Source organism: Aeromicrobium sp. PFPM2_SD2, from assembly GCF_057364525.1.
This window is the reverse complement of the sequence record NZ_JBNFNZ010000020.1, coordinates 1-14,845: the sequence shown is the minus strand read 5'-3', so window position 1 is coordinate 14,845 and position 14,845 is coordinate 1. Positions and strand designations below refer to the sequence as shown.

Annotated in this window: 11 protein-coding genes and 3 pseudogenes; 11 read left to right on the top strand and 3 right to left on the bottom strand. The window is 71.7% G+C overall.

The window, feature by feature from the left end; all coding sequences use genetic code 11:
• Window positions 1-135 precede the first annotated feature (135 nt).
• The 8 genes and pseudogenes from AC2W7G_RS02600 (at window position 136) to AC2W7G_RS02565 (ending at window position 7,909) form a co-directional block, all read left to right on the top strand.
• The gene (locus tag AC2W7G_RS02600) at window positions 136-1,650 is read left to right on the top strand and encodes a substrate-binding domain-containing protein (protein WP_485867062.1); all 1,515 of its coding nucleotides are present in this window, start codon (window positions 136-138) and stop codon (window positions 1,648-1,650) included.
• A gap of 3 nt (window positions 1,651-1,653) precedes the next feature.
• Window positions 1,654-2,676, top strand: coding sequence for an ABC transporter permease (locus AC2W7G_RS02595; protein ID WP_485867061.1), 1,023 nt, complete (start codon window positions 1,654-1,656; stop codon window positions 2,674-2,676).
• The gene (locus tag AC2W7G_RS02590; protein WP_485867060.1) at window positions 2,673-3,485 is read left to right on the top strand and encodes an ATP-binding cassette domain-containing protein; all 813 of its coding nucleotides are present in this window, start codon (window positions 2,673-2,675) and stop codon (window positions 3,483-3,485) included. The genes AC2W7G_RS02595 and AC2W7G_RS02590 overlap by 4 nt, the downstream gene beginning before the upstream one ends.
• A gap of 97 nt (window positions 3,486-3,582) precedes the next feature.
• Window positions 3,583-4,131 (top strand): annotated as a pseudogene (locus AC2W7G_RS02585) (ATP-dependent Clp protease proteolytic subunit); the annotation flags it as partial.
• A 37-nt stretch (window positions 4,132-4,168) separates the two neighbouring features.
• On the top strand, window positions 4,169-4,771 hold the full coding sequence (locus AC2W7G_RS02580) for an ATP-dependent Clp protease proteolytic subunit (RefSeq protein ID WP_485867059.1): 603 nt from the start codon (window positions 4,169-4,171) through the stop codon (window positions 4,769-4,771).
• A gap of 195 nt (window positions 4,772-4,966) precedes the next feature.
• Complete coding sequence (clpX, locus tag AC2W7G_RS02575; protein WP_485867058.1) at window positions 4,967-6,232, top strand: ATP-dependent Clp protease ATP-binding subunit ClpX; 1,266 nt, start codon at window positions 4,967-4,969, stop codon at window positions 6,230-6,232.
• Between the two features lie 234 nt (window positions 6,233-6,466).
• Entirely contained in the window at window positions 6,467-7,384 is a 918-nt protein-coding gene (locus AC2W7G_RS02570) for a saccharopine dehydrogenase family protein (protein ID WP_485867057.1), read from the top strand.
• Window positions 7,385-7,759: 375 nt separating this feature from the next.
• Entirely contained in the window at window positions 7,760-7,909 is a 150-nt protein-coding gene (locus tag AC2W7G_RS02565) for a hypothetical protein (protein WP_485867056.1), read from the top strand.
• Between the two features lie 63 nt (window positions 7,910-7,972).
• Here the strand turns inward: AC2W7G_RS02565 and valS are convergent.
• The 3 genes and pseudogenes from valS to AC2W7G_RS02550 all read right to left on the bottom strand — a co-directional run.
• Window positions 7,973-10,539, bottom strand: a pseudogene (gene valS, locus AC2W7G_RS02560) (valine--tRNA ligase).
• 11 nt (window positions 10,540-10,550) lie between these two features.
• The gene (locus tag AC2W7G_RS02555) at window positions 10,551-11,159 is read right to left on the bottom strand and encodes an MMPL family transporter (protein ID WP_485867064.1); all 609 of its coding nucleotides are present in this window, start codon (window positions 11,157-11,159) and stop codon (window positions 10,551-10,553) included.
• A gap of 1,111 nt (window positions 11,160-12,270) precedes the next feature.
• Window positions 12,271-12,663 (bottom strand): annotated as a pseudogene (locus AC2W7G_RS02550) (hypothetical protein); the annotation flags it as partial.
• Between the two features lie 149 nt (window positions 12,664-12,812).
• Here AC2W7G_RS02550 and AC2W7G_RS02545 point away from each other — a divergent pair.
• The 3 genes from AC2W7G_RS02545 to AC2W7G_RS02535 all read left to right on the top strand — a co-directional run.
• Complete coding sequence (locus AC2W7G_RS02545; protein ID WP_485867055.1) at window positions 12,813-14,162, top strand: bifunctional folylpolyglutamate synthase/dihydrofolate synthase; 1,350 nt, start codon at window positions 12,813-12,815, stop codon at window positions 14,160-14,162.
• Window positions 14,163-14,167: 5 nt separating this feature from the next.
• Window positions 14,168-14,506 (top strand): DUF4233 domain-containing protein, encoded by a 339-nt coding sequence (locus AC2W7G_RS02540; protein WP_485867063.1) that lies wholly within the window; start codon window positions 14,168-14,170, stop codon window positions 14,504-14,506.
• Window positions 14,507-14,546: 40 nt separating this feature from the next.
• Window positions 14,547-14,845, top strand: a 299-nt coding sequence (locus AC2W7G_RS02535) for a UPF0182 family protein (RefSeq protein ID WP_485867054.1), incomplete at its 3' end; no start/stop codon positions are given.

Sequence of the window (14,845 nt, the reverse complement as noted above, 5' to 3'; positions counted from 1 at the left end):
TCCACCGCGTCGTGCGGCGCCCCGGACGCCCGCTGCTCCACGACCCGCAGGTCGCCGACCTGCTCGTCGGGTGGCTCGGCGCGCGTCCAGCCCCCATGCTGGGCGACGGCCCGCACCCGACCGAAGGAGACGCAGATGGCCGAGCGTGAGCTCATCGAGGCGAGCACCGAGATCGACGCGCCGCCCGCCGCCGTGTGGGAAGTCGTCGCCGACCTGCGCCGCATGGGGGAGCGCAGCCCGCAGTGCAAGAAGATGTTCATCCTGCGCGGCCCGGTCAGCGAGGGGACGGTCACCGTCAACCTCAACAACCGCGGCCCGCTCTGGTGGCCCACCACCTCGAAGGTCACCCGGTTCGAGCGCGAGCGGGTGCTCGCCTTCCACGTCCCGATCAACGGCACCACGTGGACGTACGAGCTCGAGCCCACCGCCACGGGGACCCGCCTGACCGAGAGCCGGCGGGTCAAGGCGCCGGGCAAGGCGATCTCCAACTTCCTGGTGAACCGCTTCATGGGCGGGGTACCCGCCTTCGAGCCGAGCTGCAGCGCGGCATCGAGCAGACCCTTGCCCAGATCAAGGCCGAGGCCGAGCGCGCGCCTACCACCGCGTAAGGTGGGCGGGCCGTCGTGCTGGCGCGACGGCTCTCGCCTCGATCGACGGCACCGCTTGATTGACCAAGGAGCACCACCCATGACGAAGCTGAAGCTCGCCGCGGCCGCCCTCGCCGCCGGTGTCCTGCTGGGCGCCTGCAGCGGCACGGGCCAGGAGGAGACCGGCGCGTCCACGGACACGTCCGACCTCACGTACGCGGTCATCACGCACGCCGCCGCCGGCGACACCTTCTGGGACCGCGTGAAGTCCGGCGCCGAGCGGGCCGGTGACGACTACGGCGTCACCGTCGACTACTCCGGCTCCAACGACCCGGCCGAGCAGTCGCAGCTCATCGACAACGCGGTGGCCAAGGACGTCGACGGCATCGTCGTCTCGATGGCCAACCCCGACGGCCTCGAGGCCAGCATCAAGAAGGCCGTCGCCGCAGGCGTCCCGGTCGTCACCATCAACTCCGGCCAGGAGCGCTCGGCCGAGTTCGGCGCGATCACCCACATCGGCCAGTCCGAGACGATCGCGGGCGAGGAGACCGGCAAGGAGCTCAAGGCCGCCGGCTGGAAGAACGCCCTGTGCGTCATCCACGAGGCCGGCAACGTCGGTCACGAGACGCGCTGCAAGGCCGCCGCTCAGGCGCTCGGCGCGACGATGACCAACCTGCAGGTCGACGGCACCAACGACGCCGAGGTCAAGGCCACCATCAAGGCCAAGCTCCAGGCCGACACGAGCATCGACGGCGTGCTGACGCTGGGCGGCCAGTACGGCATGGACGCCGTCGGCGCGGTCGACGAGGCCGGCAGCGAGGCGCAGGTCGCCACGTTCGACCTCACCGAGGACGTCATCGGTGCGATCAAGGACGGCTCGATCCTGTTCGCGGTCGACCAGCAGCCCTACGTCCAGGGCTACCTGGGCGTGACGACGCTGTACCTCAAGGACATCAACGGCAACGACGTCGGCGGCGGCCAGCCGGTCAACTCCGGTCCGGCCTTCGTCACCAAGGACACCGTCGACACGGTCGCGAAGTTCGCCGAGAACGGCACCCGCTGACGCATGAGCGACGTAGCGCTGACGTCGAGCACCTCGCCGCTGCGCCGCCTGCTGGCGCGTCCGACCACGGGCGCGCTGGTGGCGGCGCTGGCGGTGCTGGTCTTCTTCACCGTCCAGACCGACACGTTCATGACCGCCTCCGGGGCGGGCGTGTGGCTGGAGTCGGCGTCCCGCTTCGGCATCATGGCCGTCGCGGTGGCGCTGCTGATGATCGGCGGTGAGTTCGACCTCTCGGCCGGCGTCATGACCGGCTTCACCGCGCTGTGGGTCGGCATCTGCACCACGCAGTACGGGCTCAACGTGTGGGCTGCCGTGCTGCTCTCGCTCGTCGTGGCGCTCGCCGTCGGCGCGCTCAACGGCTACCTGGTCATGCGCACCGGGCTGCCCAGCTTCATCATCACGCTCGGCACCCTCTTCGTGGTGCAGGGCGTCGACCTGGCCGTCACCAAGCTGCTGACCGGCGAGGTCGCCATCCAGGGCATGGCCAAGGTGCCGTTCTACGACTCGGTCCAGCCGATCTTCGGCGGCTCGGTCGAGATCGCCGGCGGCACGTTCTACGTCTCCATCCTGTGGTGGGTCGCGTTCACCGCGCTCGCCAGCTGGGTGCTGCTGCGCACGCGCGCCGGCAACTGGATCTTCGCCGTCGGCGGCGACCTGGACGCGGCCCGCGCGGTCGGCGTGCCGATCCTCAAGACCAAGATCGGGCTGTTCATGCTGACCGCCGGCGCGGGCTGGCTGGTCGGCATGATCTCGTTGTTCCGCACGTCCACCGTGCAGGCCAACACCGGCGTGGGCCAGGAGTTCATCTACATCATCTGCGCCGTCGTCGGCGGCTGCCTCATGACCGGTGGCTACGGCTCGGCGTTCGGCGCGTCCCTGGGCGCGCTCATCTACGGCATGACGTTCATGGGCATCAACGCGGCCCAGTGGGACAACAACTGGCTGCGCACGTTCCTGGGGGCCATGCTGCTCGGCGCGGTGCTGGTCAACCTGTGGGTGCGCAAGCAGGCGGAGGCGACGCGATGACCACCCCCCTGATCGAGGTCCGCTCCATCGGCAAGCGCTACGGCGGCGTCACGGCGCTCGAGGACGTCTCCACGACGGTCTCGGCCGGCGAGGTCACCTGCGTGCTGGGCGACAACGGGGCGGGCAAGTCGACGTTCATCAAGATCCTGTCCGGCGCCCACCAGCACACCGACGGCGAGCTGCTCGTCGACGGCGAGCCCACCTCGTTCGCCAACCCGCGCGCCGCGCTCGACGCCGGCATCGCCACCGTCTACCAGGACCTCGCCGTCGTGGCGCTCATGCCGGTGTGGCGCAACTTCTTCCTCGGCTCGGAGCTCACGAAGGGCCGGGGCCCGCTCCGCCGCCTCGACGTCGACCGCATGAAGCAGGTGACGCTGGACGAGATGGCGTCCATGGGCATCACCCTGCGCGACGTCGACCAGCCGATCGGGACGCTCTCGGGCGGCGAGCGCCAGTGCGTCGCCATCGCCCGGGCCGCGTACTTCGGCGCGCGGGTGCTGATCCTGGACGAGCCGACGGCCGCGCTGGGCGTCAAGCAGTCCGGCGTCGTGCTGCGCAACGTCGCCGCGGCCCGCGAGCGCGGGCTGGGCGTCGTGCTCATCACCCACAACCCGCACCACGCGTACCCGGTCGGCGACCGCTTCCTGCTGCTGCGCCGCGGCCGGAGCATGGGCGAGTACGCCAAGGCCGACATCACGCTCGAGGAGCTGACCTCGATGATGTCCGGCGGCGCCGAGATGGAGGCGCTCACCCACGAGCTCCAGCGTCCTGAGGCCCCGGTCGCCACCCGCACCGCCGACGAGGCCTGAGCGTCGTCTGCCGACAGCGAACAGGTGCGGGTCACGCGTGTGTTCGCGTGGTCGGCCGTCTAGGGTCGTGGACGTGAACCCTGAGACGACACCCCGCATGGCCGCCGACGCCGGCCCCTCGGACCTCGACGGCCACATCTACAACCGTCTGCTGAAGGAGCGCATCGTCTTCCTCGGCTCGGAGGTGCGCGACCAGAACGCGAACGCGATCTGCGCGCAGATGCTGCTGCTGAACGCCGAGGACCCGACGGCCGACATCTTCCTGTACATCAACAGCCCGGGTGGTTCCGTGGACGCCGGCATGGCGATCTACGACACCATGCAGTTCATCTCCAACGACGTCGCCACCGTCGGCATGGGCCTGGCCGCCTCCATGGGCCAGTTCCTGCTGGCCGCCGGCACCAAGGGCAAGCGCTACGCCCTGCCGCACGCGCGCATCATGATGCACCAGCCCTCGGGCGGCATCGGTGGCTCGGCCTCCGACATCCGCATCCAGGCCGAGCAGAGCAAGCTGCTCAAGAAGCAGCTGACCGAGCTCCAGTCGCTGCACACCGGCCAGAGCGTCGAGCAGATCGACCTCGACTCCGACCGGGACCGCTGGTTCACCCCGGTGCAGGCCAAGGAGTACGGCTTCATCGACCACGTGTCACCCGCGCGGCCGACGTCACGACAGGAGAAGTGCAGTGAGCTACTACATCCCGCAGTGGGAGGAGCGCACCTCCTACGGCTTCCGCCGGATCGACCCGTACGCGAAGCTGTTCGAGGACCGCATCATCTTCGTCGGCACCCCGATCAGCGACGACGTCGCCAACGCCGTCATGGCCCAGCTGCTGTGCCTGCAGCAGATGGACCCCGACCGCGACATCCAGCTGTACATCAACAGCCCCGGTGGCTCGTTCACCGCGATGACGGCGATCTACGACACGATGCGCTACCTCAAGCCCGACGTGCAGACCGTGTGCCTGGGCCAGGCGGCCTCGGCCGCCGCGGTGCTGCTCGCCGCCGGCACGCCGGGCAAGCGCTACGCGCTGCCGAACAGCCGCATCCTCATCCACCAGCCCTACACCGAGGGCACCGGCGGCCAGATCTCGGACCTGGAGATCCAGGCCGACGAGATCCTGCGCATGCGCAGCCTGCTGGAGAGCATGCTCTCCGAGGCCACCGGCAAGGACGTGGAGCAGATCAGCCGCGACGTCGAGCGCGACAAGATCCTGACCGCCGAGCAGGCCGTGGAGTACGGCATCGTCGACCAGGTCTTCGACTCGCTCAAGACGCCCGCCGTCTGAGCAGCGACGCCTCGTCACGAGGGCCCCGGACGTCACCGACGTCCGGGGCCCTCGTGCGTCAGACGGCGCAGGGCCCGTGCGCCGTCAGCGAACACGCGCTTGACCTGCGTGTCAGCGGGGTACGGGACGACTAAGGTCAAGGAGTCGTCCGGCGATGGTGTGCCGGACGAGACGCATCGAGAGAGGATCGGCCTCGTGGCACGGATCGAGACGGCAGACCTGCTCAAGTGCTCCTTCTGCGGGAAGAGCCAGAAGCAGGTCAAGAAGCTCATCGCCGGACCCGGCGTCTACATCTGCGACGAGTGCATCGACCTGTGCAACGAGATCATCGAGGAGGAGCTCTCCGAGGGCTCCGAGGTGAGCCTGGGCGAGCTGCCCAAGCCGCGCGAGATCTACGACTTCCTCGACGAGTACGTCATCGGCCAGGACCGGGCCAAGCGCTCGCTGGCCACGGCGGTCTACAACCACTACAAGCGCGTCCAGGCGCAGGCCGCCGGCGGCCGGGCCAAGGACGAGCAGGTCGAGCTGGCCAAGTCCAACATCCTCATGGTCGGCCCCACCGGATGCGGCAAGACCTACCTGGCCCAGACCCTGGCGCGCATGCTGAACGTCCCGTTCGCCATCGCCGACGCCACGGCGCTGACCGAGGCCGGCTACGTCGGCGAGGACGTCGAGAACATCCTGCTCAAGCTCATCCAGGCCGCCGACTACGACGTCAAGAAGGCCGAGACGGGCATCATCTACATCGACGAGATCGACAAGATCTCGCGCAAGGCCGAGAACCCGTCGATCACCCGCGACGTCTCGGGCGAGGGCGTGCAGCAGGCGCTGCTGAAGATCCTCGAGGGCACCACCGCCTCGGTGCCGCCGCAGGGCGGGCGCAAGCACCCGCACCAGGAGTTCATCCAGATCGACACGACGAACGTGCTGTTCATCGTGGGCGGCGCGTTCGCCGGCCTGGAGGAGATCATCGAGCAGCGTGCGGGCAAGACCAGCCTCGGCTTCAACGCCGAGCCGGTGCGCGTCGCCGACGCCGACAAGACCAAGACCTACTCCAAGGTGCAGCCGACCGACCTGCTCAAGTTCGGCCTCATCCCCGAGTTCATCGGCCGCCTGCCGGTCATCGCCGCCGTCGACAAGCTCGACCGCGAGGCGCTCGTCGCGATCCTCACCGAGCCGCGCAACGCCCTGGTCAAGCAGTACCAGCGGCTGTTCGAGATCGACGGCATCGAGCTGGAGTTCAGCGACGACGCGATCAACGCCATGGCCGACCTGGCCCTCGAGCGCGACACCGGTGCCCGCGGCCTGCGCTCGATCCTGGAGGACGCGCTGCAGCAGGTCATGTTCGAGATCCCGAGCCGCGAGGACGTGGCGAAGGTCGTCGTCGACGCCGCCAGCGTGCGCGGCGAGGGCGAGCCGACCGTCATGACCCACGACGAGCTCGGGCGCAAGGCTTCGTGAGCCGCGTCGACGTCACGCTGCTCGGCGCCACCGGGTTCACCGGCGGCCTGACCGCGCAGTACCTCGCCGAGCACGTGCCCGCGGGCACCCGCTGGGCGATCGCCGGACGCAGCCGCGACAAGCATCGAGCGGGTCGCGGGACGCGCTCTCGGCGGCCGGTGGCACCCGGCCCGAGCTGCGCGTCGCCGACGTCGAGGACGCCCGCTCGATGCGCGAGCTGGCGAGGGCACGCGGGTGCTGGCCACCACGGTCGGGCCCTACCTGCAGCACGGCGAGGCCGCCGTCCAGGCCGCGGCCGCCGCCGGCACCGACTACGTCGACCTCACCGGCGAGCCGGAGTTCGTCGACCGCACCTGGCTGCGCCACCACCGCACCGCCGAGGCGTCCGGCGCGCGCCTCGTGCACGCGTGCGGCTTCGACTCGGTGCCGTACGACCTCGGCGTGCTGTGGACCGTCGAGCAGCTCCCCGACGACGTCCCGATCACCGTGCGCGGCTACATCCGCTCCAACGCCGCGTTCTCCGGCGGCACCTACCACTCGGCCGTCGGCGTCTTCGGACGCCTCGGCCAGGCCAAGCGCACGGCCGCGGAGCGCCGGCGGCTCGAGCCGCGTCCCGCCGACCGGCGGGTCAAGGGCGGCGGCTCGTTCGGCAAGGGGCCCGGCGGCGTGGGCTACGCCGTGCCGCTGCCCACGCTCGACCCCCAGGTCGTGCTGCGCTCGGCCCGCGCGCTGCCCGCCTACGGGCCCGACTTCCGCTACGAGCACTTCGCCCACGTCAAGAAGGCCCGCACCCTCGCGGTGGCCGGGGCGGGGCTGGGCGTCGCCTTCGCGGCCGCCCAGCTGCCGCCCACGCGGGCGCTGCTCCTGCGCGCCGCCCAGCAGGGCGAGGGACCCGACGAGGCCCGTCGCGAGCGCTCGTACTTCCGGCTCGTGCTCGAGGCGCAGGCCGGCGACCAGCACCTGCGCACCCAGGTGAGCGGCGGCGACCCGGGCTACACCGAGACGTCCAAGATGCTCGCCGAGTCGGCGCTCTCGCTGGCGTTCGACGACCTGCCCGAGGTCGCCGGCCAGACGACGACCGCGGTGGCGATGGGCGACGCGCTGATCGACCGGCTGCAGCGCGCCGGCATCGGCTTCGACGTCCTCGACTGACGTCTTTGCCGCTCCTTAGCCCCGACCAGGGACGCCGTTGGGCGCCCGGCGGGCACGGTGGTGGGGTCCCCGAGAGAAGGAGCCCCACCGTGAAGAAGTCCACCCGTGCCGTGGCCGCGGCCGCTGCCGTCGTCGTCGTGGGTGCCGGAGCCGGCGCCTGGTGGTGGTCGGCGTCGGCCGACGACGCCCGTGCGCACCCGACGGCACCTGCGCCGCCGCCCGCTACCAGCTGGAGGCCGAGGACGAGGACGGCGACCGCGTCGACGTCTCGTTCGAGCTGCAGACCGCCACGCCCGGTGAGTTCGGCGGCTTCCGCGTGGGCTGCGACGGCGTGTACGCGGTGGGCGTCGGGCCCTGCCCGACGAGGCCGCGGGCTTGCGCGTGGTCAGCTTCGAGCCCGGGCCCGACGACGACGTCGACGCCGTGTTCGCGCGCGGCGGCCGCTCGATCGAGCTCGAGGTGTTCTGCAACCAGGGACGCCCGACGCTCGCCGAGCAGGAGGAGCACGAGCTCGCCGACGAGTGAGGCGACGCGGGACGACGAAGGGCCCTCCCCGAACGGGGAGGGCCCTTCGTCGTCGGTGCCGGGCTACTCGGCGGCGGCCAGCGTCGCCTCGACCTGCACCTCGCCGTCGGCGGCCTCCAGCGCGACGTCACCGGTGACCTTGCCGGCGGCGCGGACGTCGTCGAGCGCGAGCGCGAGCCGTCGAGGTCGTCCTGCGGCGCGCGGACGACCAGGGCGGTCACCTCGGTGCGCTGGCTGACCTTGGCGACCGACTTGGCGCCGCGGACCCCGGCGAGGGCCTGTGCGGCCACGTCGAGCACGCGCTGGTCGGCGACCGGGGTGCCGAGGTCGTCGGGGGTCGGCCAGGCCGACCGGTGGATCGAGCCCTCCTGCCACCACGACCAGACCTCCTCGGTCACGTACGGCAGGAACGGCGCGAGCAGGCGCAGCTGCACCGACAGGGCCTGGGCGAACGCGGCCTTCGCCGACTCGCCGCCGGCGTCGGTGCGGCGGGCGCGCTCCTTGACCAGCTCGAGGTAGTCGTCGCAGAAGTCCCAGAAGAACTTCTCGGTGACCTCCAGGGCCGAGGCGTAGTCGTAGGCCTCGAGGTGCTCGGTGGCCGTCGTGACGACGCCGCGCAGCCGGTCGAGCATCGCCAGGTCGACGGCCTCGGTGACGCGGGCGGCGTCCAGGTACGAGGCGTCGGCGCCCAGGCCGTACGCGTCCTCGGCGGCCAGCACGAACTTGCTCGCGTTGAGCACCTTCATGGCCAGGCGGCGGCCGACCTTCATCTGCGCCTCGTCGAACGGCGAGTCCGCGCCCGGACGGGCACCCGCGGCGCGCCAGCGGACGGCGTCGGCGCCGTACTTGGTGAGGATCTCGTCGGGGACGACGACGTTGCCCTTGGACTTGGACATCTTCTTGCGGTCGGGGTCGACCACGAAGCCCGACAGCGCCGTGTGGCTCCACGGCACGCGGCCGAACTCCTGGTGCGAGCGCACGACGGTGCTGAACAGCCAGGTGCGGATGATGTCGTGGCCCTGGGGGCGCAGGTCCATCGGGAAGGTGCGCTCGAACAGCTCGGGGTCGCGCTCCCAGCCGCACACGATCTGCGGGGTCAGCGACGAGGTGGCCCAGGTGTCGAGCACGTCCGGGTCGGCCATGAAGCCGCCGGGGACGCCGCGCTGGTCCTCGTCGAAGCCGTCGGGGGCCTGCGACGCGGGGTCGACCGGCAGCTGGTCCTCGCGGGCCAGGATGGGGTCGTCGTAGACCGGCTCGCCGGCCTCGTCCAGGCGGTACCAGACCGGGAACGGGATGCCGAAGAAGCGCTGGCGCGAGACGAGCCAGTCGCCGTTGAGGCCCTCGATCCAGTTGGTGTAGCGCGACTGCATGTAGCCGGGCACCCAGGTCATCTCGTCGCCGCGGGCCACGAGCGCCTTGCGCAGGTCGGCGTCGCGGCCGCCGTTGGCGATGTACCACTGGCGGGTGGAGACGATCTCCAGCGGCTTGTCGCCCTTCTCGTAGAAGTTCGCCATGCGCTGGGTCGGCTGGGGCTCGCCGTCCAGGTCGCCGCTCTCACGCAGGGCCTGGACGACCAGCTCGCGAGCGCTGAACGTCGTCTTGCCCGCCAGCTCGGCGTACAGGGCGCGGCCGGCGTCGGTGGCGATCCAGGCGGGCACGTCGGGCAGGATGCGGCCGTCGCGGCCGATGACCGTGCGGTTGGGCAGCTGCAGCTCGCGCCACCACTGGACGTCGGTGAGGTCGCCGAAGGTGCAGCAGTGCACGATGCCCGAGCCCTTGGTCGGGTCGGCCAGCGTGTGCGCGACGACCGGCACCTCGACGCCGAAGATCGGCGACGTCGCGGTCGTGCCGAACAGGTGCTGGTAGCGCTCGTCGTCGGGGTGCGCGATCAGCGCGACGGCGGCCGGCGTGAGCTCGGGACGCGTGGTCTCGACGTGGACCTTCGTGCCGTCGGCCAGGTGGTAGGCCACGCGGTGGTAGGCGCCCGGGTACTCGCGCGCCTCGAGCTCGGCCTGGGCCACGGCGGTCTGGAAGGTGACGTCCCACAGCGTGGGGGCGTCCTGCTGGTAGGCCTCGCCGCGGGCCAGGTTGCGCAGGAACGCGCGCTGGCTGGTGGCCTGGGCCTCGTCGCCGATGGTCGTGTAGGTCTGCGTCCAGTCCACGCTCAGGCCCAGCGTGCGCCACAGCGACTCGAAGACCTTCTCGTCCTCGACCACCAGGCGGGTGCACAGCTCGATGAAGTTGCGCCGGCTGATCGGGACCTGCTTCTTCGGGTCCGGCTTCTGCGGCGGGGTGAAGTCGGGCTCGTACGGCAGGGACGGGTCGCAGCGCACGCCGAAGTAGTTCTGGACGCGGCGCTCGGTGGGCAGGCCGTTGTCGTCCCAGCCCATCGGGTAGAACACCTCCTTGCCGCGCATGCGCTGGAAGCGCGCGACGAGGTCGGTGTGCGTGTAGCTGAAGACGTGCCCGACGTGCAGCGAGCCCGAGACGGTCGGGGGCGGGGTGTCGATCGAGTAGACGTCCGCCCGATCCTTGCTGCGGTCGAAGCGGAACGTGCCCTGCTCCTCCCACCGCTGGGACCAGGTGGCCTCCAGGCCCTCGAGGACAGGCTTCTGCGGCACGGCGTTCATGAGGCCTCAGTCTAGGTGCGCACCGCCTCGCGACTCTGCTCGGGCGGCGTCTGCGCCGCGCCGTCCGTGCGCGCGAGCCGGCTCGGCCACCAGATGTGCCGTCCGACGTCCAGGTTCAGCGCCGTCACCAGCACCGAGCGCACGACGATGGTGTCGAGCAGGACGCCCAGCGCGACGACGAACCCGAGCTCGGCCAGGAACACGATCGGCAGGGTCGCCAGCGCCGCGAACGTGCCGGCCAGCACCAGCCCGGCCGACGTGATGACGCCGCCCGTCGCGGCCAGGCCGAGCAGGGCACCGCGCCGGGTGCCGTGGCGCAGCGACTCCTCGCGGACGCGGGTCATGAGGAAGATGTTGTAGTCGATGCCGAGCGCCACGAGGAACACGAACGCGAAGAGCGGGAACGACGTGTCGGTGCCGGCGAAGCCCAGCACGTGGCGGAAGACGAGCGCGCTGATCCCCAGGGCCGCGCCGAACGACAGCACCACCGTGCCGAGCAGGACGAGCGGGGCGCTGATCGCCCGCAGCAGCAGGCCGAGGATGAGCAGCACCGCCACGAGCACGACCGGGATGATCACGGCGTTGTCGCGCGCCGAGGCGCGCTGCACGTCCAGGTTCACCGCGGTGTTGCCGCCGACCAGGGCGTCGGCGCCGTCGAGCGCGTGCAGCTCGTCGCGGGGCGCGGTCGATGGTGTCGGCCGCGGCGTCGGAGTCGGCCGCGTCGGCGAGCGTGGCCTCGATGTAGGCCAGCCCGTCCCGCACGACCGGCTTCGTCACCGTGCCCGGCGCGATCCCGTCCACGCGGCCGAGCGTCGTGGCGACCTGCTCGGCGGCCGCGGCGTCGCTGACCACCTGCACCGGGTTGCCGGCGCCGCCGGGGAAGTGCTCGGCCAGCACCTCGCCGGCCTCGATCGAGGGCTGGTCCGAGGTGAACGTGTCGGCGTTCGACAGCCCGGTCGCGTTGAGCTGGACGATGCCGAGCGCGCAGGCCGCCAGCGCGACGCTGGTGCCGACCCACACCGCGCGGGGGCGGCGGTCGATGCGGTGGCCGACGCGGCCCCACAGGCTGCGCTCGCCGCGGTCGGGGGTCGCCGTGGTGCGGGACGCCGGCCAGAAGACCCACCGCCCGAAGATGACGAGCAGCGACGGGAGCAGCGTCAGCATGACCACGACGGCGACGAGGATGCCGGCCGCGGCGACCGGCCCGAGGCTGCTGGTCGAGTTCATCTCGGCGAACAGCAGGCACAGCAGGCCGACGACCACGGTGGCCCCGGACGCCACGATGGCGGGCGTCGCGTGGTGCAGCGCGTGGCGCATGGCCTCCGAGCGCCGCTCGAAGTGGTGCAGCTCCTCGCGGTAGCGGGCGATGAGCAGCAGGGCGTAGTCGGTGCCGGCGCCGAACACCAGCACGGTGAGGATGCCGGCGCTCTGCGCGTTGACGGTCAGCCCGGCGTCGGCCAGCAGGTACACGACGCCCTGGGCGATGCCCAGGCTGACCAGGCCGCAGAACAAGGGGATCAGCCACAGCACCGGGCTGCGGTAGGTGAGCAGCAGCATGAGCACGACGACGCCCATCGCGGCCAGCAGCAGGACCCCGTCGATGCCGGCGAAGGCGTCGGCCTGGTCGGCGCCGAGCGCCGCCGGGCCGGCGACGTGCAGCACCAGGCCGTCCGGGACGTCCTCGGTGGCCACGTCGCGCAGGTCGTCGACGAGGTCGGGCAGCGCGTCCCAGCCGTCGTCGCCGACGGTGAACGTCACCACGAGCTGGGCCGCCTCGCCGTCCTCGGAGCGGATCGGCCCCACCACCTCCGGGGAGACGGTCTCGACGGACGTGGCCCGCTGGCCGGCCGCGGCGACGGCGGCCAGGTCGTCGGCGGTCAGGCCGCCGTCGCGGGTGTACAGCAGCACGGCCGGGATGGCCTTGGAGTCGGCGAAGGCCGCCGACTTCTCGATGACCTGGGTCGACTCGGCCGAGCCGGGCAGCCAGGAGCCCACGTCGTTGTCCTCGACCTCGGAGAGCCGGCTGCCCAGCGAGCCGAGCGCGCCGGTGAGGACGACGGCGGTGACGAGCACCGCCCACGGGAGCCAGCGGCGGGTGATCCACCCGGCGGTCGAACGGGACATGGGCGCTCCTGAGCACGTGAGGTGAGGGCGTCCCGAGCACGTCCAGGTCAGGTCTCATGATGCGCCTTCGCACCGACAGGATCGATACCCGGAAGATCCCTGGTTCCGCCCCTGGGACCGCGCTGGCCGGGCCTGGGATACTGGCCCCGATGAGACCTACCTACCCCGAGGTCGAGCGCGCCCTGCTGGGACGCTGGCCCGAGACGAAGCTCGAGCCGTCGCTGGACCGCGTCCGCGCGCTCATGGACCTGCTCGGCGAGCCGCAGCGGGCGTACCCGGTCGTGCAGCTGACCGGCACGAACGGCAAGACGTCCACGAGCCGGATGATCGACACGCTGCTGCGTGAGCGCCAGCTGCGCACGGGCCGGTTCACCAGCCCTCACCTGCTGTCGATGACCGAGCGCATCAGCCTCGACGGGGAGCCGCTGAGCGAGGACGCCTTCGTCGACGCCTTCGCCGACGTCGCCGCGTACGCGCAGATCGTCGACGACTCCTCGGCGCAGCACGGCGGTGCGCCGCTGTCGTTCTTCGAGACCGTCGTGGCGATGGCCTACGCCGCCTTCGCCGACGCGCCGGTCGACGTCGCCGTGGTCGAGGTCGGCATGGGCGGCACCTGGGACGCGACGAGCGTCGCGGAGGCGGCCCTGGCCGTGGTCACGCCGATCGACGTCGACCACGCCAAGTACCTGGGCGACTCGCCCGAGCTGATCGCGATCGAGAAGGCCGGCATCATCCACGCCGGCGCCCAGGCGGTGCTGGCCGACCAGCGCCCCGAGGTCATGGACGTCCTGCTGCGCCGCGCGGCCGAGGTGGGCGCGACCGTCCACCGCCAGGGCGTCGACTTCGGCGTCGCCGAGCGCGTGCCGGCCCTCGGCGGCCAGGTGGTCACCTTCGAGGGCCTGGGCGGCCGCTACGAGGACGTCTTCCTGCCGCTGCACGGCGCCCACCAGGCACAGAACGCGGCCGTGGCGCTGGCCGCGGTCGAGGCGTTCACCGGCGCCGGCGAGCTCGAGGCGTCCCTCGTCCAGTCCGCGTTCGCGTCGGTCACCTCGCCCGGACGCCTGGAGGTCGTGCGCCGCAGCCCCACCGTGCTGCTCGACGCCGCCCACAACCCGCACGGCGCCGCCGCCCTGGTCGACGCGGTGCAGGAGGCGTTCGCGTTCAGCCCGCTCGTCGGCGTCGTCGGCATGATGGCCGACAAGGACGTCGAGGGCATCCTGCGCGTGCTCGAGCCGCTGCTCGCGACCGTGGTCGTCACGCAGAGCTCCTCGGACCGCTCCATGCCGGCCGCCGAGCTGGCCGAGGTGGCCACCGACCTGTTCGGCGAGGACCGGGTCGTGCTCGCCCCGGCCCTGGACGACGCGGTCGCGACCGCGATCAACCTCGCGGAGTCCGCCGAGGGCTACGAGGAGGCGCTGGGCAGCGGCGGCGTGCTCGTCACCGGGTCGGTCGTCACGGTCGGCGAGGCCCGCGTGCTGCTGGGAGGCGGCGCCGCGTGAAGCACATGTGCCAGGCGATCCTCGTCTTCGAGGCGATCCTGTTCGGCCTGTCGATCCCGATCCTGGTCCACCTGGCCGACGTCCCGACCGAGGTCGCGGTCGCGGTGGGCAGCGTCCTGGCCGTGCTCGCGCTGGTCACGACCGGCCTGTTCCGCCGCGGCGCCGTCGGCGACGTGCTCGGCTGGGTCGTGCAGGTCGGGTTCGTCGCGCTCGGCCTGCTGCACCCGGCGTTCTTCTTCGTCGGGGGCATGTTCGCACTGCTGTACTGGGGCGGATGGGCGCTCGGCCGCAAGATCGTCGCCGACCGCGAGCGCTGGGCGGCGGAGGGCTCGGGCCCGGCCTGAGCCCGGTGGCGGGCGTCACACCCCGACGTACAGTGGGGGCGTGGTCCGTGCACTGGTGGTCGCCGACGAGGTCGTGGAGCAGCTCTACGACGTCTCGGTCCGGCGCTACCGGCCCGACCTCGTCCTGGCCGCCGGCGACCTGCCCTGGGCCTACCTGGAGTTCCTGTCCTCGGCGCTCGACGTCCCGGTCGTCTTCGTGCCCGGCAACCACGACGCCGCCATCCTCATCGGCGGCATCTGGCCGGCGATCATGCAGTCCTTCCAGGTGCGTCCGTCGCAGCCGGACAAGGAGGGGCCGTACATCGCGCGCAACATCGAGGCGACGCGCGACGCGTACGA

What these genes read in the sequence shown, in the direction of transcription:
- AC2W7G_RS02600 (WP_485867062.1), top strand. Translation starts at nt 136, where the DNA reads ATGGCCGAGCGTGAGCTCATCGAGGCGAGCACCGAGATCGACGCGCCG.
- AC2W7G_RS02595 (WP_485867061.1), top strand. Translation starts at nt 1,654, where the DNA reads ATGAGCGACGTAGCGCTGACGTCGAGCACCTCGCCGCTGCGCCGCCTG.
- AC2W7G_RS02590 (WP_485867060.1), top strand. Translation starts at nt 2,673, where the DNA reads ATGACCACCCCCCTGATCGAGGTCCGCTCCATCGGCAAGCGCTACGGC.
- AC2W7G_RS02545 (WP_485867055.1), top strand. Translation starts at nt 12,813, where the DNA reads ATGAGACCTACCTACCCCGAGGTCGAGCGCGCCCTGCTGGGACGCTGG.
- AC2W7G_RS02540 (WP_485867063.1), top strand. Translation starts at nt 14,168, where the DNA reads ATGTGCCAGGCGATCCTCGTCTTCGAGGCGATCCTGTTCGGCCTGTCG.